The organism is Streptomyces lushanensis (genome assembly GCF_001700515.1).
GTDB lineage: Bacteria > Actinomycetota > Actinomycetes > Streptomycetales > Streptomycetaceae > Streptomyces > Streptomyces lushanensis.
Genome location: NZ_MAUD01000104.1, coordinates 20,785 through 38,498, shown reverse-complemented (window position 1 = coordinate 38,498; position 17,714 = coordinate 20,785). Strand labels below are relative to the sequence as shown.

At 70.7% G+C, this 17,714-nt stretch carries 16 protein-coding genes; 9 read left to right on the top strand and 7 right to left on the bottom strand.

The features are described from left to right. Nucleotides 1–947 (top strand): ATP-binding cassette domain-containing protein (locus BFF77_RS10125; RefSeq protein WP_066946625.1); only part of this gene is annotated, 947 nt, incomplete at its 5' end. On the opposite strand, the gene BFF77_RS10120 is transcribed toward BFF77_RS10125, so the two are convergent. Continuing rightward, entirely contained in the window at nt 934–2,046 is a 1,113-nt protein-coding gene (locus BFF77_RS10120) for an alpha/beta hydrolase (RefSeq protein WP_066946623.1), read from the bottom strand. The genes BFF77_RS10125 and BFF77_RS10120 overlap by 14 nt on opposite strands. A gap of 147 nt (nt 2,047–2,193) precedes the next feature. Between BFF77_RS10120 and BFF77_RS10115 the strand changes: the two genes are divergently transcribed. The 6 genes from BFF77_RS10115 (at nt 2,194) to BFF77_RS10090 (ending at nt 7,218) form a co-directional block, all read left to right on the top strand. Further along, entirely contained in the window at nt 2,194–4,131 is a 1,938-nt protein-coding gene (locus tag BFF77_RS10115; RefSeq protein WP_079124994.1) for a phosphatidylglycerol lysyltransferase domain-containing protein, read from the top strand. 59 nt (nt 4,132–4,190) lie between these two features. Further along, nucleotides 4,191–5,054, top strand: a complete 864-nt coding sequence (gene folP, locus BFF77_RS10110) for a dihydropteroate synthase (protein ID WP_066946620.1) — start codon at nt 4,191–4,193, stop codon at nt 5,052–5,054. Then, on the top strand, nt 5,051–5,506 hold the full coding sequence (locus BFF77_RS10105; protein ID WP_066946617.1) for a nuclear transport factor 2 family protein: 456 nt from the start codon (nt 5,051–5,053) through the stop codon (nt 5,504–5,506). The genes folP and BFF77_RS10105 overlap by 4 nt, the downstream gene beginning before the upstream one ends. Before the next feature lie 188 nt (nt 5,507–5,694). Then, complete coding sequence (gene folB / locus BFF77_RS10100; protein ID WP_066946615.1) at nt 5,695–6,054, top strand: dihydroneopterin aldolase; 360 nt, start codon at nt 5,695–5,697, stop codon at nt 6,052–6,054. Continuing rightward, nucleotides 6,051–6,665 (top strand): 2-amino-4-hydroxy-6-hydroxymethyldihydropteridine diphosphokinase, encoded by a 615-nt coding sequence (gene folK / locus BFF77_RS10095; protein ID WP_066946612.1) that lies wholly within the window; start codon nt 6,051–6,053, stop codon nt 6,663–6,665. Before folB ends, folK begins: the two co-directional genes overlap by 4 nt. Before the next feature lie 49 nt (nt 6,666–6,714). Beyond that, on the top strand, nt 6,715–7,218 hold the full coding sequence (locus BFF77_RS10090) for a DUF3180 domain-containing protein (protein WP_066946609.1): 504 nt from the start codon (nt 6,715–6,717) through the stop codon (nt 7,216–7,218). A gap of 41 nt (nt 7,219–7,259) precedes the next feature. Here BFF77_RS10090 and folE read toward each other — a convergent pair whose 3' ends face one another. The 6 genes from folE to dacB form a co-directional block, all read right to left on the bottom strand. Next, nucleotides 7,260–7,865 carry a GTP cyclohydrolase I FolE gene (gene folE, locus BFF77_RS10085; protein WP_066946607.1) on the bottom strand — a complete coding sequence of 202 codons (606 nt, stop codon included), beginning with the start codon at nt 7,863–7,865 and terminating at the stop codon, nt 7,260–7,262. 113 nt (nt 7,866–7,978) lie between these two features. Next, nucleotides 7,979–10,006, bottom strand: a complete 2,028-nt coding sequence (ftsH, locus tag BFF77_RS10080) for an ATP-dependent zinc metalloprotease FtsH (RefSeq protein WP_066946605.1) — start codon at nt 10,004–10,006, stop codon at nt 7,979–7,981. A 252-nt stretch (nt 10,007–10,258) separates the two neighbouring features. Then, entirely contained in the window at nt 10,259–10,798 is a 540-nt protein-coding gene (gene hpt, locus BFF77_RS10075; RefSeq protein ID WP_066946633.1) for a hypoxanthine phosphoribosyltransferase, read from the bottom strand. Between the two features lie 89 nt (nt 10,799–10,887). Then, the gene (gene tilS, locus BFF77_RS10070) at nt 10,888–11,928 is read right to left on the bottom strand and encodes a tRNA lysidine(34) synthetase TilS (RefSeq protein ID WP_066946602.1); all 1,041 of its coding nucleotides are present in this window, start codon (nt 11,926–11,928) and stop codon (nt 10,888–10,890) included. A 210-nt stretch (nt 11,929–12,138) separates the two neighbouring features. Beyond that, entirely contained in the window at nt 12,139–13,269 is a 1,131-nt protein-coding gene (locus BFF77_RS10065) for a zinc-dependent metalloprotease (protein WP_066946596.1), read from the bottom strand. Nucleotides 13,270–13,554: 285 nt separating this feature from the next. Then, a complete protein-coding gene (gene dacB / locus BFF77_RS10060; RefSeq protein ID WP_066946593.1) occupies nt 13,555–15,003 on the bottom strand; it encodes a D-alanyl-D-alanine carboxypeptidase/D-alanyl-D-alanine endopeptidase in 1,449 nt (482 codons plus the stop codon). A 176-nt stretch (nt 15,004–15,179) separates the two neighbouring features. Between dacB and BFF77_RS10055 the strand changes: the two genes are divergently transcribed. Beyond that, complete coding sequence (locus tag BFF77_RS10055) at nt 15,180–15,674, top strand: inorganic diphosphatase (protein ID WP_046504875.1); 495 nt, start codon at nt 15,180–15,182, stop codon at nt 15,672–15,674. A gap of 284 nt (nt 15,675–15,958) precedes the next feature. Next, entirely contained in the window at nt 15,959–17,689 is a 1,731-nt protein-coding gene (locus BFF77_RS10050) for a threonine/serine exporter family protein (RefSeq protein WP_066946590.1), read from the top strand. Nucleotides 17,690–17,714: the final 25 nt, after the last annotated feature.

The following is a 17,714-nucleotide window of genomic DNA, read 5'->3' as shown; positions in this document are numbered from 1 at the left end:
GTATCGGCTATGTCATCCAGCAGGTCGGGCTCTTCCCGCACAAGACAGTCCTGGAGAACACCGCGACCGTTCCGCATCTCCTCGGCTGGCAGCGCGCCAAGGGCCGCCGGCGCGCCGCCGAACTGCTCGACCTGGTCGGTCTCGACCCGTCCGTCTACGGCGACCGCTATCCCGAGCAGCTCTCCGGCGGCCAGCGCCAGCGCGTCGGGGTGGCCCGCGCCCTGGCCGCCGACCCGCCCGTCCTGCTGATGGACGAGCCGTTCGGCGCGGTCGATCCCGTCGTACGCGACCATCTCCAGAGCGAGTTCCTCAAGCTCCAGGCGGCCGTCCGCAAGACTGTGCTGTTCGTCACGCACGACATCGAGGAGGCCGTCCGTCTCGGCGACCGGATCGCCGTCTACGGACAGGGCAGGATCGAACAGTTCGATGCTCCCGCCGCCGTGCTCGGCACTCCCGCCACACCGTATGTCGCGGACTTCGTGGGCGCCGACCGCGGTCTCAAGCGGCTCTCCGTCACCCCCATCGAGGAGGGCGATCTCGAACAGCCGCCCGTCCTGCATCTCGACGACCCGCTCCGCGGCGCCGCCGCGAAGCTCGCCGAGGAGGGCGCGCGCTGGGCCGTCGTCCTGGACTCGAAGGACAATCTGCACGGCTGGATCTCCACCGACCGGACCGGCTCGTCCAGGACCGGGACCGTACGGGAGCACGCCCGCCGGATGGACGCGTGGCTGCCGCTCGGTGCCTCGCTCAAACAGGCGTTCGCCACGATGCTCCAGCACGACGCCGGATGGATCGCGGTCATCGACAAGGAGGAGACCGGACGGTTCCTGGGCGTCCTCACGCCCGCGCGGCTGCACGAGGCGCTGCGCCGCTCCATCGACGCGGACGCGCACGACATCCCCCGTACCGAGGTGGAACTGGAGACGATCAGCCTCAGTCGGCGCTGAGCCGGCCGCTCATCCACTCCAGCGCCGACGGGATCTCCCTGCGCCAGGTGTTGAAGTTGTGCGCGCCGCTGTCGAGGATGATCGACGACACCTGCGCGGGCGGTCTGACCTTGCTGATGAACTCCCGGGTGGCCCGGAGATTGCGCTCGCCCTTCCTGGAACTGGTGACGAGCAGGGACGAGTTGCCCTGCGGGAGATGCTCCAGGCTCCAGAGCAGATCGGCCCGGTTCCTCAGCCGCTGGTCGCCGTGGAAGAGGTCACCGGTGGTCGGGTCCTCCGCCGCCTTGTAGTCCGCGGAGAGTCCCGCGCCCACCGAATACCGCTCCGGATGGTGCAGAGCGATCTTCAGCGCGCAGTAGCCTCCGGTGGAGTTGCCGATGATGCCCCAGTTGCGCGGCTCGCTCTTGACGCGGTACGTCCGTGACACCGCCAGCGGCAGATCCCTGGCGAAGAAGGTCTCGGTCTGCGGACCGCCGGGCACGTCCACGCACTCGGTGTCCCTCGGGGGCGCCACGGTGGGCCGCAGCATCACCAGGACCATCGGCTGCATCTTGCCCTTCCTGGCCAGCTCCCAGGCGGTCCTCGGATAGTTCAGGCCCTTGATCAGATTCTCCGCCACACCGGGATAGCCGGTGAGCACCACCGTCGCGGGGAAGGACAGCCGCGAGAAGTGGTGCTGGAAGTACTCGGGCGGCAGATAGACGTACGCGGTGCTGTCGATCCCGGACCTCGGGCCGCCGACGGCGATCTTCTGGATCTGGCCGGCCACCGTGGGCTGCTTGCTTCCCGGCACGGGCGAGCGCTGGGTGTCCATCACCGTGATGTTCCTGCCGTTGCCCGCCCGGCCGACGACCGCTCCCAGCTCCTGCTCCTGGCCGAAGAGGTCCCGCCAGGAGCCGTAGAAGAGGAAGTACTGGTTCGCCACCAGACCGACGGCCATGAAGAGCGTCACCTGAGTGGCGAACAGCAGACCCACACGGCCGAACACGGCACGCGCGGTACGCGCGGACAGCCGCGGCCACAGCCAGACCGTGGCGAAGAACAGCAGCACGGCCAGCAGGACGGCCAGGGCGAGGACTTTACGGCTGGTAAGACCCATGTCCACCGAGCTTTCTCCCGTGAGATTTTCCCGAACGCGGAGGAACCCGCCCCCCGAAAGCCCCGTCCTAGAGATCGCAAAATGTCCGGTGCCGCACAGAAGAGGCGGACTCGGACACCACACTCTCTCGCGGAGCCACGGGAAGCGATGTCTGAGACGCTAGATGGGGACAAATCGGAATCGGCTCCGACTCGGCCGCGCCACACCCCGGCGATACCCGCCGATCGGCTGACGGGCCGCCCGCTCCCCGACGTACCGCCTCCGTTCCACCGCGTTCGGGACCTGTCCCCGCGCCCGCCGCGGCTGTTCCGCCGTCTGCCACGGCTGTGGCGAGGTCCGCGTCCCGAGTCGGTGCCCGCGCGTGTCGGCACCGCCTGCGCCCTGATCGGTCTCGTCGACATCGCCGCCGGTGTCTTCCCCCGCTTCCGCCACAGCAGGATGCACAGCTTCGCGGAGGTGCTCCCGGGAGCCCTCGGCCCGTTCGCCGCCGCGCTCTCCCTGAGCGCCGGTGTCCTTCTGCTGCTGCTCGCCCATGGCCTCAAACGGCGCAAGCGCCGCGCCTGGCGGGCCGCGGTCGTCCTGCTGCCCGCGGGCGCCGTGTCCCAGTTCGGCTACCGGCACTCCCTCGTCGGCGCCCTGCTCTCGCTCGTCCTGTTCACCCTTCTGCTGCGGCACCGGGGCGAGTTCGCGGCCCTGCCCGATCCGCGCAGCCGCTGGAAGGCCCTGGCGAACTTCGTCCTGATGGGTGCCGGCTCCCTCGGTCTCGGTCTGGTCATCGTCAGCGCCCATCCGCACCGGACCCTCGGCGACCCCGGTCTGACGGACCGTCTCGAACATGTGCTGTACGGCCTGTTCGGCGCGCAGGGCCCCGTCGACTACACCGGCAGCGTGGACTGGACCGTCGGCTACTCGCTCGGCGCGCTCGGCCTGCTCACCGCCCTCACCACCATGTACCTCGCCTTCCGCCCGGAACACCCGGCCGCGCGTCTGACCGAGGAGGACGAGCGGCGGCTGCGCGCCCTGCTCGCGCGCCACGGCCACCGCGACTCCCTCGGCCACTTCGCGCTCCGCCGCGACAAGGGCGTCGTCTTCTCCCCCAGCGGCAAGGCCGCCGTCTGCTACCGCGTCGTCTCCGGAGTGATGCTCGCCAGCGGCGATCCCCTCGGCGACGTCGAGGCCTGGCCGGGCGCCATCGAACGCTTCATGGACGAGGCCAGGGCCCACTCGTGGACACCCGCCGTCATGGGGTGCAGCGAGACCGGCGGCGAGGTCTGGACCCGTGAGACCGGACTCGACGCGCTGGAGCTGGGCGACGAGGCGGTGGTGGACGTACCGGACTTCTCCCTGCACGGACGCGCCATGCGGAACGTACGCCAGATGGTCAAGCGCATCGAACGCGCGGGCTACGAAACACGGGTACGGCGCGTCGCTGATCTCTCCGAAGCGGAGCTGGCCAGGATCCGCGGCGCCGCCGACCACTGGCGCGGCACCGACACCGAGCGCGGCTTCTCCATGGCGCTCGGCCGGATCGGCGACCCGGCGGACGGCGACTCGGTGATCGCCACCGCGCACCGGCCCTGCGCCCCCGGCGCACCCGGGCCAGGACCGTACGGCGATCTCCGGGCCGTCCTGCACTTCGTGCCCTGGGGTACGGACGGCATGTCCCTCGATCTGATGCGCCGCGACCGCACCGCCGACCCGGGCATGAACGAACTGCTGATCGTCGCCGCGCTGCGGGCCGCGCCCGGACTGGGCGTGGCACGTGTCTCCCTCAACTTCGCCATGTTCCGCTCGGCGCTGGCCCGCGGCGAGCGGCTCGGCGCGGGGCCGGTGCTGCGCGGCTGGCGCGCTCTGCTCGTCTTCCTCTCCCGCTGGTTCCAGATCGAGTCGCTGTACCGCTTCAACGCGAAGTTCCAGCCGCGCTGGGAGCCCCGGTACGTCGTCTTCCGCTCCACCGGCGAGCTGCCCAGGATCGGCTTCGCCGCGATGCGGGCGGAGGGCTTCGTGACGATCACCCTGCCGCGCCCGCTGCGCCGTCCGGCCCGTGACCGCCGCCGCCCGTGCGCCCACACCACGCCCGTCTGAGCCCTCCCCGCCCCGCGGGCGGACGACGCGATGTGCCGGACACGGCCTAGGGTGGGCATATGAGTACGTTGCGTGGACGGGGCACCGTCGAGGGCCTGCCGGGGTGGGACCGCTGCGCGGTCATGGGCGTCGTCAATGTGACACCCGACTCCTTCTCCGACGGCGGTCGCTGGTTCGACACCACCGCCGCGGTCAAGCGCGGCCTCGATCTGGTCGCCGAGGGCGCCGATCTGGTCGACGTCGGCGGCGAGTCGACCCGGCCCGGCGCCACCCGGGTCGACGAGGACGAGGAGCTGAGGCGCGTCGTACCGGTCGTACGGGGCCTCGCGGCCGAGGGCGTCACCGTCTCCGTCGACACCATGCGCGCCTCCGTCGCCGAGCAGGCCGTCGCGGCCGGCGCCGTCCTCGTCAACGACGTCAGCGGCGGGCTCGCCGACCCGGCCATGGTGCCCGCGGTCGCCGCCGCCCGGGTGCCCTTCGTGGTGATGCACTGGCGCGGCTTCAGCCAGGACATGAACAGCCGGGCCGTCTACACGGACGTCGTCGGGGAGGTCGTGACCGAGCTGCGCGCCCGGATGGACGCGGTGATCGCCGGCGGTATCGGCCCCGAGTACCTCGTCATCGACCCCGGTCTGGGCTTCGCCAAACAGGCCGAACACGATCTGGCGCTCCTCGCCCATCTGCCGGAGCTGCGCTCCCTGGGCCGTCCGCTGCTGGTCGCCGCCTCCCGCAAGCGATTCCTCGGCCGTGTTCTGGCCGTCGGCGAAGGCGCCCCGCCGCCCGCCCGTGAACGCGACGCGGCCACCGCGGCCGTCTCCGCCATCGCCGCGCACCAGGGCGCCTGGGCGGTCCGGGTCCATGAGGTGCGGGCGACGGCCGACGCGGTCCGCGTGGCCCGCGCGGTCGAGGGCGCCGCCCGGTGACCGCCCTCACGGACAACGAGCGGGTCGAGCAGGCCAACACCACCTTCTACGAGGCCATGGAGCGCGGCGACCTCGACTCGCTGTCCGGGCTCTGGCTGGACGACGACGACGAGATCTCCTGTGTCCATCCTGGCTGGCCGGTTCTGACCGGCCGCGGCGACGTCCTGCGCTCGTACGCCCTGATCATGGCGAACACCGAGTACATCCAGTTCTTCCTCACCGATGTCACGGTCTCCGTCGCCGCCGACACCGCCCTGGTGACCTGCACCGAGAACATCCTCAGCGGCGGCCCGGCCGAGGAGAGCGGCGAGCTGGGACCGCTCGTCGGCCAGCTCGTCGTCGCCACCAACGTGTTCCGGCGTACGCCCGAGGGCTGGAAGCTCTGGTCGCATCACGGTTCACCCGTTCTGACCGAAACCGATGACGAACCGGACGACGAGACACCCGCCTGAGTGGGTAGGCGGCCCCTGTGAACGGGATACCGGCAGCGGTGGACGGCGGTGGTCACGGCCCATGTGACACACCGCCCGTCCCCCGCGGGGGAACGGTGTCGGCGCTCGCGGGTAGATTCAAACGGGGGCACGGTGCCGCCCTTGACCGGACAGGTGCCCCGAGACCAACGACAGCAGGAGTGATTCGCGTGGATCGTGTCGCGCTGCGCGGCCTCAAGGCCCGTGGGCACCATGGCGTCTTCCCCCGGGAGCGTGAAGAGGGGCAGACCTTCATCGTGGACGTGGTGCTCGGCCTGGACACCCGCCCCGCGGCAGCCGACGACGACCTGGCGAAGACCGTGCACTACGGGATCGTGGCCGAGGAGGTCGTCGAGATCGTCCGGGGAGAGCCGGTCGATCTGATCGAGACCCTGGCCGAGCGCATCGCCCAGCGGTGCCTGAAGCACGACGGCGTCCAGGAGGTCGAGGTGGTCGTCCACAAGCCCGACGCCCCGATCGCCGTCCCCTTCGACGATGTGACCGTCACCATCACCCGGAGCCGAGTATGAACCTGTTCTCAGCCGACGGGCCGCAGAGCGACCCGACCGTACAGCCGGTACCCGCCTCCGTGGTCGCCCAGGTGGACGCGGCGGACACCACGCTCTCCAATCCGAAACGGGCCGTGGTCTCCCTCGGCTCCAACCTCGGCAACCGGCTGGAGACGCTCCAGGGCGCCATCGACGCGCTGGAGGACACCCCCGGACTGCGGGTCAAGGCGGTCTCCCCGGTGTACGAGACCGAGCCCTGGGGCGTCGAACCGGGCTCCCAGCCCACGTACTTCAACGCGGTGGTCGTGATCAGGACGACACTGCCGCCGTCGTCCCTGCTGGAGCGCGGCCAGGCCATCGAGGAGGCGTTCGACCGGGTGCGCGACGAGCGGTGGGGCCCGCGCACCATCGATGTGGACATCCTCGCGTACGCGGATGTCGTCTCGGACGATCCGCTGCTCACCCTTCCCCATCCCCGGGCCCATGAGCGGGCCTTCGTCCTCGCCCCGTGGCACGACGTGGAGCCGGAGGCACAGGTGCCGGGCCATGGCGCGGTCGCCGAACTGCTCTCGTCGGTCGGCCGCGGTGGAGTGCGGCCCAGGACCGATCTGGAACTCCGCCTGCCCGAGTAGTCGTTAGGCTCAGCGGGTCGGTACAGCAAGGCGAAGGGCGGCTCTCTCGGTGAAGCAGTTGCGGATCGGCGTCCTGGCCGGCCTGTTCGTGGTGGCCGGTGTGCTCTCCTGGGCCGGGGCCCGCCTCTGGGACTCGTTCGGCACCCTGCCGAGCGTGCCGCTCGCGGCACCCATCGTCCTCGCCGTGATCGCCGTCGTGCTCACCGCGACCGCGCTCTCCCTGCGCTCCCGGCTACGCGCCCAGCGCGAGCGGCGCCCGGACGCCAAGGGCGTCGATCCTCTGATGGCGGCCCGCGCGGTGGTCTTCGGCCAGGCCAGCGCCCTGGTGGCGGCCCTGGTCTCCGGGATCTACGGCGGTACGGGCGTGTATCTGCTCGGCCATCTGGACATCCCCTCCCGCCGCGACCAGGCCGTCTACGCCGGCTTCTCCGTACTGGCGGGCCTCGCGGTGATCGTCGCGGCCTTCTTCCTGGAGCGCGTCTGCAAACTCCCGGAGGGCCCGGACGACAACGATCACGACAAACACGGCACGGCGCCCGTCGGCCCGGTCTGACCTGCCCGGACCACACCGGCCGTCGGCTCCGGCCGGGCCGGTCAGCGGGCCATGATCAGACTCATCGCCTCGGCCCTGGTCGCCGGCACGCGCAACTGGCCACGGACCGCCGAAGTGATCGTCTTCGCGCCGGGCTTGCGCACTCCGCGCATGGTCATGCACATGTGCTCGCACTCGATGACCACGATCACCCCCCGCGGATCCAGGATCTCCATCAGCGAGTCGGCGATCTGGGTCGTCAGCCGCTCCTGGACCTGCGGCCGACGGGCATAGACATCCACCAGCCGGGCCAGCTTCGACAGACCGGTGATCTTCCCGTCCGCCGAAGGGATGTAGCCGACATGGGCGACACCCACGAACGGGACAAGGTGATGTTCGCATGAGGACATCACCTCGATGTCCTTCACGAGCACCATCTCGTCATGGCCGAGATCGAACGTCGTCGTCAGCACATCCTCGGGCGTCTGCCACAGTCCCGCGAATATCTCCCTGTACGCCCGTGCCACCCGGCCCGGGGTCGCGCGCAGACCCTCGCGGTCCGGGTCCTCCCCGACCGCGATCAGCAGCTCACGCACCGCATTCTCGGCCCGCTTCTCGTCGAATTCGCGGACGGGGCTCGCGCCCTCCAGCGTCACCGGGTCGGTCATGTGTGCCTCGTTCCTGTGCCGTCCTTGGTGGGCGGGCATAAGAATGCCGCGCTCCCACAGGCTAAAACCTGGGAGGCGCGGCATCCATTCCGGGCCGTACGAGAGGTCCGGGATCAGCTCTCCGGGCGCTCCTCGGGGAGGGCCTCGGTGGAGGTGTCGCCATTGGTCCCGGCGGGCATTCCGCCGTTCGCACCGGCCGCGCCGTTGGTCAGCGCCAGCTCCTTCGGCGAGAGCACCGGCGGACGCGTCGAAGGCGTACGACGCGAGGAGCCGGTCCAGGCCGGGCGGGACGGGCGCTTCACGACGGTCGCGAAGACCTCGGCGATCTGGTCCTTGTTGAGTGTCTCCTTCTCCAGGAGCGCCAGAACCAGATTGTCGAGAACGTCACGGTTCTCGACGAGGATCTCCCAGGCCTCGTTGTGCGCGGTCTCGATGAGCTTCTTGACCTCTTCGTCGACCAGTGCCGCGACCTCTTCCGAGTAGTCGCGCTGATGCGCCATCTCCCGGCCGAGGAACGGCTCCGTGTTGTCGCCGCCGAACTTGATCGCGCCGAGCCGCTCGGTCATGCCGTACTGCGTGACCATCGCACGTGCCGTGGCGGTGGCCTTCTCGATGTCGTTGGCCGCGCCGGTGGTCGGGTCGTGGAAGACCAGCTCCTCGGCCGCCCGCCCGCCCAGCATGTAGGCGAGCTGGTCGAGCATCTCGTTGCGCGTGGTCGAGTACTTGTCCTCGTCGGGCAGGACCATGGTGTAGCCCAGGGCCCGTCCTCGGGACAGGATCGTGATCTTGTGCACCGGGTCGGAGTTCGGAGACGCCGCGGCGACCAGGGCGTGTCCGCCCTCGTGGTACGCGGTGATCTTCTTCTCCTTCTCGGACATGATCCGGGTCCGCTTCTGCGGGCCCGCCACGACGCGGTCGATCGCCTCGTCCAGAGCGTGGTTGTCGACCAGCTTCTTGTCGCTGCGCGCCGTCAGGAGCGCCGCTTCGTTCAGCACGTTCGCCAGATCCGCGCCGGTGAAGCCGGGCGTACGACGGGCGACCGCGCCCAGATCGACGTCCGGTGCGACCGGCTTGCCCTTCTGATGGACCTTGAGGATCTCCAGCCGGCCCTGCATGTCCGGACGGTCGACGGCGATCTGCCGGTCGAAGCGGCCGGGACGCAGCAGCGCCGGGTCGAGGATGTCGGGCCGGTTCGTGGCGGCGATCAGGATGACGCCGCCCTTCACGTCGAAGCCGTCCATCTCCACAAGGAGCTGATTCAGAGTCTGCTCGCGCTCGTCGTGTCCGCCGCCCAGACCCGCGCCGCGGTGCCGGCCGACGGCGTCGATCTCGTCCACGAAGACGATCGCCGGAGCGTTCGCCTTGGCCTGCTCGAAGAGGTCGCGCACCCGGGAGGCACCGACACCGACGAACATCTCGACGAAGTCGGAGCCGGAGATCGAGTAGAACGGCACACCGGCCTCACCCGCGACAGCGCGGGCGAGCAGCGTCTTGCCCGTACCGGGCGGGCCGTAGAGCAGCACGCCCTTCGGGATCTTGGCGCCGACCGCCTGGAACTTCGCCGGCTCCTGGAGGAACTCCTTGATCTCGTGGAGCTCCTCGACCGCCTCGTCGGATCCCGCCACATCGGCGAAGGTCGTCTTCGGGGTGTCCTTGGTGATGAGCTTGGCCTTGGACTTCCCGAACTGCATGACCCGGGAGCCGCCGCCCTGCATCTGATTCATCAGGAACAGGAAGACCACGACGATCAGGACGAAGGGCAGCAGAGACAGCAGCACCGAGACGAACGGGCTCTGCTTCGAGGGCGAGACCGTGTAGCCCTTGCTGATGTCGCCGTTCTGGAACTTGGTCTGAAGAGTGCCCGCCAGCGCGGATCCCTGGCTGCCGATATAGCTGGCCTGGATCTTGTCGCTGCCCTTGACCTTCACACCGTTCTTGAGGTCGACCTTGATGATCTGTTCGTCGCCGGTGGTCAGTTTGACCTGCTCGGCCTGGTTCTTGTCGATCGCCTGGACAACCTCACCGGTGTCCACCGTCTTGTAGCCGCCCGACGAGCCGACGACCTGCATCAACACGACCACGGCGAGGACGGCCAGCACGATCCACATGACCGGCCCACGGAAGTATCGCTTCACGTCCATCCATACGGAGCGAAGTCGCCCCGTCCCTCCTGCCCGTAGGTAAATGCTGCTGTGAGAAAAGACTGTTCTTCGGACGGTACCCCAGCATTGTGGCCCGCGATGGCACGGGACGGCTGACAAACCCGTCTTCCCATGCTCCAACGGCGCGAGATGCGCTGGGGTTCCCGGCGGCCGCGGAGCCTTTCCGCGCCGGACGGGATCCGAACGGGATCGGGCCCGATCCGAAAGACCCTAGGCCCTGTCGGACAACCCTCAGCCGCCGTAGACATGCGGGGCGAGTGTCCCGACAAAAGGCATGTTGCGGTACTTTTCCGAGTAATCCAGGCCATATCCGACGACAAACTCATTGGGAATGTCGAAGCCGATCCATTTCACATCGATCGCGACCTTCGCGGCATCCGGCTTGCGCAGCAGGGTGCACACCTCCAGCGACGCGGGCTCCCGCGAACCGAGGTTGGAGAGCAGCCACGACAGCGTCAGACCCGAGTCGATGATGTCCTCGACGATCAGGACGTGCTTGCCCTTGATGTCGGTGTCGAGGTCCTTGAGGATCCGGACCACACCGGAGGACTGGGTGCCGGCTCCGTACGAGGAGACGGCCATCCAGTCCATCGTCACAGGGGTGGACAGGGCGCGTGCCAGATCCGCCATGACCATCACGGCGCCCTTGAGGACCCCGACGAGAAGCAGATCCTTGCCTGCGTACTCCGCGTCGATCTTCGCGGCCAGTTCGGCCAGCTTCGCGTCGATCTCTTGCTTGGTGATGAGCACCGACTGGAGGTCGTTGCCCATGTCCTTGTCGTCCACCCGTATCACTTTCGTTGTCGGCCGGGGGTCCGGGACTCGCGCCCCGGGAGACACAGCCGTAGTGCTTCCGCGCTTCAGCCCTGCCGGACGACCAGTCTGCCACCCTGTCTCCTGGCCTCCACGCGGCCGGGCAGGTTGATGGCTCCCTGGCCGCGCCAGCCCGTGATCAGGCGGTCGACCTCTTCGATGTGACGGGCGAACAGCGATCCGGCGGGGGCGCCCGCGGCGATGACCGCCCGGCGCAGCACACGGCGGCGGACGGCGGGCGGGAGCGCGTACAACTTGGCGCAATCCAGCAGCCCGGACGCGTCCCGTACGGCGCGGTCCGCGTCGGCGGCCCAGGCGTCGAGCGCGTCGGCGTCGTCGCGGGAGAGCTGCGCCGTACGGGCCAGGGCCTCCACGACACCCTTGCCGAGACATTTCTCCAGCGCGGGCAGGCCCTCGTGGCGCAGCCGTGAGCGGGTGTACGCGGGATCGCTGTTGTGCGGGTCGTCCCAGACCGGGATCGACTGGACCAGACAGGCCTTGCGGGCGGTCTGGCGGTCGAGCTGGAGGAAGGGGCGCCGGTAGCGGCCGGCCGTCCCGGAGACGGCCGCCATGCCGGACAGGGAGCGGGTGCCCGAGCCGCGGGCGAGGCCCAGCAGCACGGTCTCCGCCTGGTCGTCGCGGGTGTGGCCGAGCAGGACGGCGGCGGCGCCGTGGCGCTCGGCCGCGGCGTCGAGGGCGGCGTAGCGCGCGTCGCGCGCGGCGGCCTCGGGCCCGCCCTCGCGGCCCACGGTCACGGCGACGGACTCGACGGGATCGAGCCGCATGGCGCTGAGCCGGGCCACGACCTCGGCGGCCCGCAGATCGGAGCCGGCCTGGAGACCGTGGTCGACGGTGACGGCACCGGCCCGTACGGAGAGCTTGGGGGCCTCGAAGGCGAGCGCGGACGCGAGCGCCATGGAGTCGGCGCCGCCGGAGCAGGCGACCAGCACGAGTGGCCGCCTGCGGGCGGCGGGCGTGGCGGCGGAGGGGGGGACGGTCGGGGGATTTTCCGCGCGATCGGTCAGGACGTCGTGGAGTACGCGGCGGACCGCCAGGCGTATCGCCGCGACCGCAGGATGGGGACCCATGTCCGGTGCCCTTCGTGATGTTATTTGGGGGGTGCCTCGGTCGGTGTACGGACGGAGAGCGTCACTCAGAGTGCGTCGATGGTGACAGAACCGAGCCATTACCCGAGCATTGCACGCCTATCCCTCACTCACGGTCCCTCGGATGGGTGATACATGCGGCGTACTTCTGCCGGAAGCCGGATCGGGCTTCCGCCGCACGCCGGATCGGGCTCATGAATCCGGCCTGCGGTGCACCCGCGCGATCCAGTCCGCCGGTGTGGCGATCTCCGCCTTGGTCGGGAGCGTGTTGGGCGAGGTCCAGACCCGGTTGAAGCCGGCCATGCCGACCTCCTCCACGACGGACCGTACGAACCGTTCGCCGTCGCGGTACTGGCGCAGCTTGGCGTCGAGGCCGAGCAGCTTGCGCAGCGCCTGGTCGAGCCGGCCGGCGCCCCGCGCCCTGCGCTGCTGGAACTTCTCACGGATCTCGGCGACGGAGGCCACGACCTCGGGGCCGACGCCGTCCATCACATAGTCGGCGTGCCCTTCGAGCAGGGACATCACCGCGGTCAGCCTGCCGAGGATCTCGCGCTGGCCGGGCGTCTGGACCAGTTCGACGATGCTTCTGCCGTGCTCGTCCTCCTCGCCCTCGGGACGGCCGCCCGCGAGCGACTGGGCGGCCTCGCGCAGCCGCTCCAGCACGGTCATCGGGTCGACCTCGGTCTCCTCCAGGAAGGACTGGATCTCGCCCTGGAGATGGTCCCGCAGCCAGGGCACACCGGTGAACTGCGTACGGTGCGTCTCCTCGTGGAGCGCCACCCAGAGCCTGAAGTCGTGCGGATCGACGTCCAGTTCACGCTCGACATGGACGATGTTCGGGGCGACGAGCAGAAGGCGTCCCGCGCTGTGCTCACCGGCCGGAAGATCGCGGGTGGCGGGCGCGAACGTCTCGTACTGGCCGAGCACCCGGGAGGCCATGAACGACAGCAGCATGCCCAGCTCGACGCCGGTCACCTTGCCGCCGACGGCGCCGAGCACGGCGCCGCCGGGAGTGGCGGCGCGACGCTCCAGCATCTTGTCGAACAAGGGCTTGAGCAGCTCGCGGAATCCCGCGACGTTCGCCTTCACCCAGCCGGCCCGGTCGACCACCAGGACGGGGGTGTCCGGGGGCTCGTGGCCGTCGGGGATCATCCGTGTGTACCCGCGGACGTGCTCCTCCGAGGCCTTGGCATGCCTGCGCAGCTCGGCGACGATCTCGCGCGCCTCGTCCCGGGTCACCTCGGGCCCCGGCCGTACCAGGCGGGTCGCGGTCGCCACCGCGAGATTCCAGTCGACCATCTCGGCACCACCGATGCTCGTCATGCGTCAACCGTACGTGCTCGGCCCGCGGAGCGGTGAGGTGTCCGTGGCCCGGATCTTCCCTCTTGCGGTCCCCCACGGGATCGCGGGCGCCCCGTAACCAGGCCCGAAGACCGGCCGGGACCGGGGCCGGGAAGCCGATTGGGCCGTCGGAGGGCCTTCCCGGGGCCGGGCCCGACCGGACCGGGCCCGACCGGACCTGGAGACGAGCGGGCTCGGGCCGACCCGGCTCGGCCCGGCTCGGGCCGACCTGGCCCGGGAGACGTCCGGGCTCGGGCCGGGCCGGGCTCAGCGGACCAGGGACGCGGAGAGCCGGTCCAGGACCGCCTGCGCCCCGTCGGGCGAGGGGGTGGAGCCCGCCATGAACGCGAAGGCCAGCAGCCGGCCCCGGGAGTCGACGGCCGTGCCCGCCAGGGTGTTCACACCGGTGAGCGTGCCGGTCTTGGCCCGGACCAGTCCGGCCGCGGGCGCCGCGTCCTGGTACCGGTCCCGGAGAGTGCCGCTGAACCGGGCGACGGGCAGCCCGGTGAGAACGGGACGCAGCTCGGGATGGTCCGGGTCCGCCGCGCGTGCCAGCAGGGACGTGAGCAGCGCCGCACTGGCCCGGTCCTTGCGGTTCAGACCGCTGCCGTCGGCGAAACGGGCGCCGTCGAGAGGCACTTCGAGCTTGCCGAGCTGGGCGCGGACGGCCTGTTCGGCACCCGCGAAGCTCGCCGGGCGGCCCGTGGCGAGCGCGGTCTGGCGGGCCAGGGACTCCGCGACGTCGTTGTCGCTCTCGGTCAGTGTGCGTTCGACCAGGGCGGAGAGCGGCCGGGAGTAGGTCCTGGCGACGACCTCGGCGCTCCTGGCGGACGCGTCGGATCCGGCGGACCCGCCGGGCTTGGCGGGCTTGGCGGATTTTGCCGCGGTGGGGGGCGCGGTGGTACGGACACCCGCCTCGCGCAGCAGCTCGGCGAAGAGGTCGGCGGCGTCGCCCGCCGGGTCCCCGCTGCGCGGCGCGGGTCCACGGGTGGACCTGTCGAGCCGGCCCTGCCCGGCCATCAGCGCGTCGACGGGCGCGATGTTGTCGTTGGGGCCGATGGGATGGGCCCGGGGACCCGAGTAGAGAGAGGCGTCGTAGTGCAGCGTGACCTTGGTGACGCCGCGGTCGCGCAGCACCCGCGTGGTGTCCTCGGCCAGGGCGCGCAGTCCCTCGCGGCCGAGCGTGGCGTCCCCGCCGCCGACGAGGGTGAGCGTCCTGCCGTCCCGGGTGGCGGTCACCGTGGTGGCGATGCGGTGGTCGGGACCGAGCGCGGAGAGCGCGGCGACCGTCGTGGCGATCTTGACGGTGGAGGCCGGGGTCATCGGGGTGTCCGCGGCCTTCCCGTACAGCGGCTTGCCGGTGGCGGCGTCCACGACCGAGGCCGTACGGAGTCCGCCGAGGGCTTTGTCGTCCAGCAGCGGGCCGAGCGACTTCCGCAGTCCCGCCGCCAGCTCCGCCGTCTCCGCCGCCGGCTCCGCGCTCCGGGTGGTGAGCACGGAGAGCACGTCCGGAGCGCTGGGGGCGGGAGAGGGTGTACGGGGGGCGCTCGGGTCGTGATGTGTGCCACCCGTACGGCCCTGGGCGGCGGCCCACTCCCGCTCGGCCTTACGCTGACCGGAGTCCCAGGGGCCGGCCACGGCCACCGCGACCGCCGCGAGCGCCAGACCGGCCGCCACGGAACCTGCCGTGAGCTGCCACACTTTCGGCTCAAGCACGGCTGACCAGCCCCTTTCGCGATCACACTGCTGCGTGGGGGACACTTAATCACTGCGCCTTGCCACGAGCATGGCACCCCGGCCAGAAGCGGCCTTCAGACCGCCGGTCCGGGGGGTCCTCCTCCGCGAAGACGCAGTATCACCGGACATATGTGTTGATCATGGAGGAGCCACCCGTGGAGTTCGACGTCACCATCGAGATCCCTAAGGGTTCGCGGAACAAGTACGAGGTGGATCACGAGACCGGTCGGATCCGCCTTGACCGTCGTCTCTTCACCTCGACCAGCTACCCGGCCGACTACGGCTTCGTGGAGAACACCCTCGGTGAGGACGGCGACCCGCTGGACGCGCTGGTCATCCTGGACGAGCCGACCTTCCCGGGCTGCCTCATCAAGTGCCGTGCCATCGGTATGTTCCGGATGACGGACGAGGCCGGCGGGGACGACAAGCTGCTCTGCGTCCCGGCCTCGGACCCGCGCGTGGAGCACCTGCGGGACATCCACCATGTCTCGGAGTTCGACCGCCTGGAGATCCAGCACTTCTTCGAGGTCTACAAGGACCTGGAGCCCGGCAAGTCGGTCGAGGGTGCCGAGTGGGTCGGCCGCGCCGAGGCCGAGGCCGAGATCGAGGCCTCGTACAAGCGACTTGAGGCGCAGGGCGGCGCGCACTGAGCGCGCACTCCTTCTCCGTGTGACCGGCCGGACGGCCGGTCACCACGACGGGCGGCGTACCTCTCGGGAGGTGCGCCGCCCGTCCGTGTGCGCGGACGCCCGCGCCGACGCCCGCGCCGACGTGTGCCGGAGGCGCGTGGGTGTGATGCGGACGCGGGCACGGGTGCGGGTGTGACTGCCCATGTCCGTGCTCATACTGGGCAGACGCGGAGCTACGAACAGATCGGCGGAAGCAGAACACGAGAGCGAGTACGACAGGGAGCGAGTGAGTGACGGCGTCGACAGTGGTGGCCGGGCCGGACGGCCCCGAGGAGCGGAAGCCTCAGCCGGACGAGGCGCACAGTGCCTTCACACCGCCGCACGGCACGGAGCGGCCGGCGCTCTCCGGGGACGGCCACCCGACATCGGAGTTCGCGCTTCCCGGGGGACTGGGTACGGAGCAGCAGCCCGCGCCCGGTCGCTCGGCCTTCGGTGCGCCACGGGCCGAGCGGAGGAACGGGACCGGCCCCGGGCCGGGCGGTGGCGCCCGCAAGCCGCACACCGTCGCCGCGCCCGTCGCCCTGCCCTCCGGTGTTCCCGCCGGAGTCTCCGGCGGCGTCCCCGCGGTGATACCGGCCAAGGGCGCTCCCTGGCAGGACCGGATGCGTACGCTGCTGCGGATGCCGGCCGGCGAGCGGCCCGTACCGGAGACGGTGCAGCGGCACGACGGCAACGGGCCCGCCGTACCGCGCGTACTGGATCTGACGCTCCGTATCGGCGAGCTGCTGCTGGCCGGCGGCGAGGGCGCCGAGGATGTCGAGGCCGCGATGTTCGCGGTGAGCCGCGCGTACGGACTCGACCGCTGCGAGCCCAACGTCACCTTCACCCTGCTGTCGATCTCCCATCAGCCGTCGCTGGTGGAGGATCCGGTGACGGCCAGCAGGACGGTGCGGCGGCGGGGCACCGACTACACCCGGCTCTCCGCCGTCTTCACGCTGATCGACGACATCACCAGCGGGGACACGGACATCACGCTGGAGGAGGCGTACCGGCGGCTGGCGGTGATCCGCCGCAACCGGCATCCGTATCCGGGCTGGGTGCTGACCGTGGCGAGCGGGGTGCTGGCGGGCTCCGCGTCCGTGCTGGTCGGCGGTGGGCTTCTGGTGTTCGTGGCGGCGGCGTTCGGCGCGATGCTCGGGGACCGGCTGGCCTGGCTGTGCGCGGGCCGCGGGCTGCCGGAGTTCTACCAGTTCGTGGTGGCCGCGATGCCGCCCGCGGCGATGGGGGTGGCGCTGACACTGGTGGGCTCGGCCGCGCAGTGGGAGGTGCGGCCCTCCGCCGTGATCACGGGCGGTCTCTTCGCGCTGCTGCCGGGACGGGCACTGGTGGCGGGCGTGCAGGACGGGCTGACGGGCTACTACATCACCGCCTCGGCGCGGCTGCTGGAGGTGATGTACTTCTTCATCGCGATCATCATCGGTGTGCTGACCGTGCTGTATCTGGGGGTGCAGCTCGACGCGCAGCTCAACCCGGACGCCGCGCCGCACACGGCGGAGCGTCCCGTGGTGCAGATCCTCGCGGCCGTGGTGCTGAGCTTCACCTTCGCGATCCTGCTCCAGCAGGAACGTTCCACTGTGCTGATGGTGTCCCTCAACGGCGGTATCGCCTGGGTCGTCTACGCGGCACTGCACGACACGGGCGGGATCTCGCCGGTGGCCGCGACGGCCGTGGCGGCCGGTCTGGTGGGGCTGTTCGGCCAGCTCTTCTCGCGCTACCAGTACGCCTCGGCGCTGCCGTACGTCACGGCGGCGATCGGGCCGCTGCTGCCGGGCTCGGCGACCTACTTCGGGCTGCTGGGCATCGCGCAGAACAACCCGGACCGCGGGCTGACCTCGCTGTCCAAGGCGGCGGCGCTGGCCCTGGCGATCGCGATCGGCGTGAATCTCGGCGGTGAGATCTCCCGGCTGTTCCTCACGGTGCCGGGAGCGGGCCGGGCATCGAGCCGCCGCGCGGCCAAGCGGACGCGCGGCTTCTGACGCGGACACGTACCGGCCCCTCGGC